At 65.2% G+C, this 4,020-nt stretch carries 3 protein-coding genes and 1 pseudogene; all 4 read left to right on the top strand.

Going from position 1 to position 4,020, the window contains the following annotated elements:
• Window positions 1-438: 23S rRNA (pseudouridine(1915)-N(3))-methyltransferase RlmH (rlmH, locus tag EOA86_RS25370; RefSeq protein WP_128344187.1), on the top strand; the 438-nt coding region annotated here is incomplete at its 5' end.
• Between the two features lie 165 nt (window positions 439-603).
• Complete coding sequence (locus EOA86_RS25365; protein ID WP_128344185.1) at window positions 604-1,980, top strand: murein hydrolase activator EnvC; 1,377 nt, start codon at window positions 604-606, stop codon at window positions 1,978-1,980.
• Window position 1,981: 1 nt separating this feature from the next.
• Window positions 1,982-3,307 (top strand): S41 family peptidase, encoded by a 1,326-nt coding sequence (locus EOA86_RS25360; protein ID WP_065011203.1) that lies wholly within the window; start codon window positions 1,982-1,984, stop codon window positions 3,305-3,307.
• 151 nt (window positions 3,308-3,458) lie between these two features.
• Window positions 3,459-4,020: pseudogene (locus tag EOA86_RS25355) on the top strand (divergent polysaccharide deacetylase family protein); the annotation flags it as partial.

The raw sequence follows: 4,020 nt of genomic DNA, 5'->3' as shown, positions 1-4,020 counted from the left end.
GAGAAGCAGCTCGCCGACAGGTATTTCGAGCGCTTCGCCAAGAGCGGGCAGGCCGTGGGGCTCGAATTCTCAGGGGTTGTCGAGATTCCGGAGGGCCGCGCCCAGACCGCCAACGAGCGTCGCCGCGAAGAAGGCCAGAAGCTGCAGACGCAGCTGCAGCCCGGTACCGCGCTGATGCTGCTCGATGAGCGCGGCAAAAACTTTTCCTCCGAGGATTTCGCCGGGCGCATCGGCCTGTTGCGTGATGGCAGCCGCAAGGCACTCGTCATCGCCATCGGCGGTGCCGACGGTCACGACCAGTCGCTGCGCGATCAGGCCGATCTGATGGTGTCGTTCGGCGCGCTGACATGGCCGCACCAACTGGTCCGGGTCATGTTGGGCGAGCAGCTTTACCGGGCCGTCACTATTCTTTTGGGTCATCCCTATCATCGTTCGTGAGTCCTTGCCCGCAAATCCATGGGCAGGTTCCAACCCAAAACCGGTGGATTGGCGTGAGCCGCCCGGATTTTCGCCTCAATGCGTCACGAGGCTGTTTGTGGTCGGCAGGGCTCTCGAACATGGTTGATGGTTCGTTAACGAAGCCACGCATAGAGTCGGGCTTCAATGTCTGAAGATTGGAAATCGCGAACGGGCTTTTGGCGCGCACGCTGCGGCTTGGCAGCGGCGCTGCTTATGCTGTCGCTTGGTGCCGCGCGGGCTGAGAACAGGCTCGATATGGCGCCTGATCCGGACCAGAGCCGTGCCGAATACGAACGGGTGTCGAAGGAGATCACGCTGTCGTCGGAGCGGTTGGCCAAGCTCGCCGCCGACATGGCAACGGTCAAGAAGGACCATGCCTCGATCACCGCGGCGCTGATCCAGTCGGCGATGACCGAGCAGAAGCTCGGCCAGGACATCGAGGACATCGGTGCCAAGCTGGAAGGGTTGAAGGGCGAGGAGCAGAAAATCCGCGCCTCGCTGGCCGCTAGACGCGACGTTCTGGCCGAGGTGCTGGCCGCGCTGCAGCGTATGGGGCTCAATCCGCCGCCGGCCATCCTGGTCAAGCCGGAGGACGCGCTGTCGTCGGTGCGCAGCGCCATCCTGCTCGGCGCCGTGGTGCCGGAACTGCGCCAGCAGACCGAGATATTGCTGGCGGACCTCAAGGAGCAGTCGCGGGTGACCGCTTCGATCGAGGCGGAGCGGGCGCGGCTGACGGCGGCAGTCGGCGAACAGACGGCGGAAAAGAAGCGGCTCGGCATGCTGCTCGAAGCCAAGCAGAAGCTCGAGGCCGAGACGCAAACGGCACTGGCGGCGGAAAAGCAGCGATCCGCAGCTCTGGCGGCCAAGGCCGGCAGCCTGAAGGAACTGATCGCCTCGCTCGAGGCCGACAAGGCCCGCAAAGCGGCGGACGCGGCGAAGGCAGCCGAGCAGAAGGCCGCAGACGCCGACAAGGCTCCGGCACAGACGGCCCCGGCACAGAAGGCCCCGGCACAGAAGGCCCCGGCACAGACGGAACTGGCGGCCCTGCCGGTCCCGGAAGCCAACCGGCTCACCGCCGCTGCACCGTTTTCGGCGCTTCAGGGGCAGATCGCGCTGCCCGTCACCGGAAAGATCAAGCGGCGGTTCGGGGCCAGCGACGGTAACGGCGCAGTGATGCTCGGTGACATGGTTGCGACACAATCGGGAGCCATCGTCACCGCGCCAGCGGACGGAAATGTGCTTTATGCGGGACCTTTTCGCTCCTATGGTCAACTCTTGATCCTGAACGCGGGTGACGGCTATCATGTCGTTCTCGCGGGGATGAGCAGAATCAGCGTCGCGTCTGGCCAGTCGGTGCTCGCAGGAGAGCCGGTCGGCGCGATGGGAGAGGCCCGGGTGGCGAGCACCTCGGCATCGAAGAATGGAAATGCCACGCCGGAGCTCTATGTTGAGTTCCGCAAGGATGGAAAACCCGTCGATCCGACCCCATGGTGGGCGGACCGTTTCTCTGGAAGGACGTGAGATGATGCGGAAACTTTCGCTTCTGTTTGCCGGTGCGCTGATGGGCGCATCCGCGATGAGCCTGGTCTATGGCGCCCCCGGCTCGACGGCGAACGCTGCGGGCTCCGAGACGTATAAGCAACTGGCGATCTTCGGTGACATCTTCGAGCGGGTGCGGGCGCAGTACGTGACGCCGCCCGACGACAAGTCGCTGGTCGAAAATGCTATCAACGGCATGCTTACCTCACTCGACCCGCACTCCTCGTATATGAACGCCGAAGAGGCGCAGGACATGCGCGTGCAGACCAAGGGCGAGTTCGGCGGCCTCGGCATCGAGGTCACCATGGAGAACGACCTGGTCAAGGTGATCACGCCGATCGACGATACGCCGGCCGCCAAAGCGGGCGTGCTTGCCGGCGACTATATTGCCAAGATCGACGGCGAGGAGGTTCGCGGCCTGAGCCTCAACGACGCGGTCGAGAAGATGCGCGGGCTGGTCAACACGCCGATCAAGCTCACTATCCTGCGCGAGGGCGCCGACAAGCCGATCGAACTGACGGTGGTGCGCGACATCATCAAGGTCAAGGCGGTCAAGTTCCGGGTCGAGAACGACATCGGCTACATGAAGATCACCTCCTTCACCGAAAAGACGCATGACGACCTCGAGAACGCCATCGACACCATCAAGAAGCAGGTGCCGGACGAAAAGCTCAAGGGCTACGTGCTCGATCTGCGCCTCAATCCGGGCGGGTTGCTCGACCAGGCGGTGAGCGTGTCCGACGCCTTCCTCACCCGTGGCGAGATCGTCTCGACGCGCGGCCGCGATCCGAAGGACGTCACCCGCTTCGACGCGCGGCCGGGCGACGACATCGACGGCAAGCCGCTGGTCGTGCTCGTCAATGGCGGCTCGGCCAGTGCGTCCGAAATCGTCGCCGGCGCGCTGCAGGATTTGCGCCGCGCCACGGTGGTCGGCACGCAGTCCTTCGGCAAGGGTTCGGTGCAGACCATCGTCCCGCTCGGCGAGAACGGCGCGCTGCGCCTGACGACGGCGCTCTATTACACGCCGTCCGGCAAGTCGATCCAGGGCAAGGGCATCACGCCCGACATCAAGGTCGACCAGCCGTTGCCGCCGGACCTGCAGGGCAGGGATTTGACGCGCGGCGAGTCGGACCTCAAGGGCCACATCAAGGGCAGCGACGAGGGCGATACCGGTTCGGGCTCGGCAGCCTATGTGCCGCCGGAGCCGAAGGACGACCTGCAGCTCATCTTTGCCCAGCAATTGCTGCGCGGCGAGAAGACCGATCCGGCGTTCCCGCCGAATCCGGACAAGGCCGTCTTGAACCAGTAGGGCCGTGCTGAACCAGTAGGGGCTGTGCCGAACCAGTAAAAGTCGATCAGCCGGACAACAGCTCTGGCTGCCTGATCGAAGCGATGTAATGCTGCCGGGGCCGCAAGGCCTCGGCAGTTTGATTCGGGGGAACCGCGGCTGGGGATGCGGCTTGGCTGACATCGGCAACGACATCGAACGCCCACTCGGGCAGGCCGTGCGGCCGCCGCGCGCGCCCCGCAGGATCAGCGCGGGTGTGGTCGCGGCCACGCTCCTGGTGCTGGCCGTGATCGGCGTCTCCGGCGCGATTGCGCTGCGCGAAAGGCCGTTTCGAAAGCCGCAAGAAGTCGCCGTTTCGACGCCGAAGACGACACCGGTGGTCGAATCCGCAGCGCCGGCCGCTGAGCCGACATTGAAGGCGGAAGCGGTACCCAACACGAGCGGGTCCAAGACAGGCGGGCCGCAGATCATCCACCTGCCGACCGAAGCGGGCGATGGTCCGCCCAGGGCGGCCATTGTCATTCGCGACCCTTCGACGATCGGCCAAAACCTGAGGATCGCGCATATTCCCGACAGGGAGCTGGTCGAGGCCGGCGAAACCGGCCCATTGCCGGTTCGTGCCGCTGACGGCAGGCGGCCGTTCGATGTCTATGCGCGGCCGTGGTCCGGTTCACGCGGTGCGCGCGTGGCGATCGTCATCGGCGGGCTTGCCGTGTCGCAGACCGGCACGCAGG

Source organism: Mesorhizobium sp. M5C.F.Ca.IN.020.32.2.1 (assembly GCF_004023105.1).
In the GTDB taxonomy this organism is placed as follows: domain Bacteria; phylum Pseudomonadota; class Alphaproteobacteria; order Rhizobiales; family Rhizobiaceae; genus Mesorhizobium; species Mesorhizobium wenxiniae.
This window is presented reverse-complemented; position numbering and strand designations above follow the sequence as displayed.

Excerpts from the sequence above, each read along its gene's own strand:
- EOA86_RS25365 (WP_128344185.1), top strand. The coding sequence starts at position 604 with ATGTCTGAAGATTGGAAATCGCGAACGGGCTTTTGGCGCGCACGCTGC.
- EOA86_RS25360 (WP_065011203.1), top strand. The coding sequence starts at position 1,982 with ATGATGCGGAAACTTTCGCTTCTGTTTGCCGGTGCGCTGATGGGCGCA.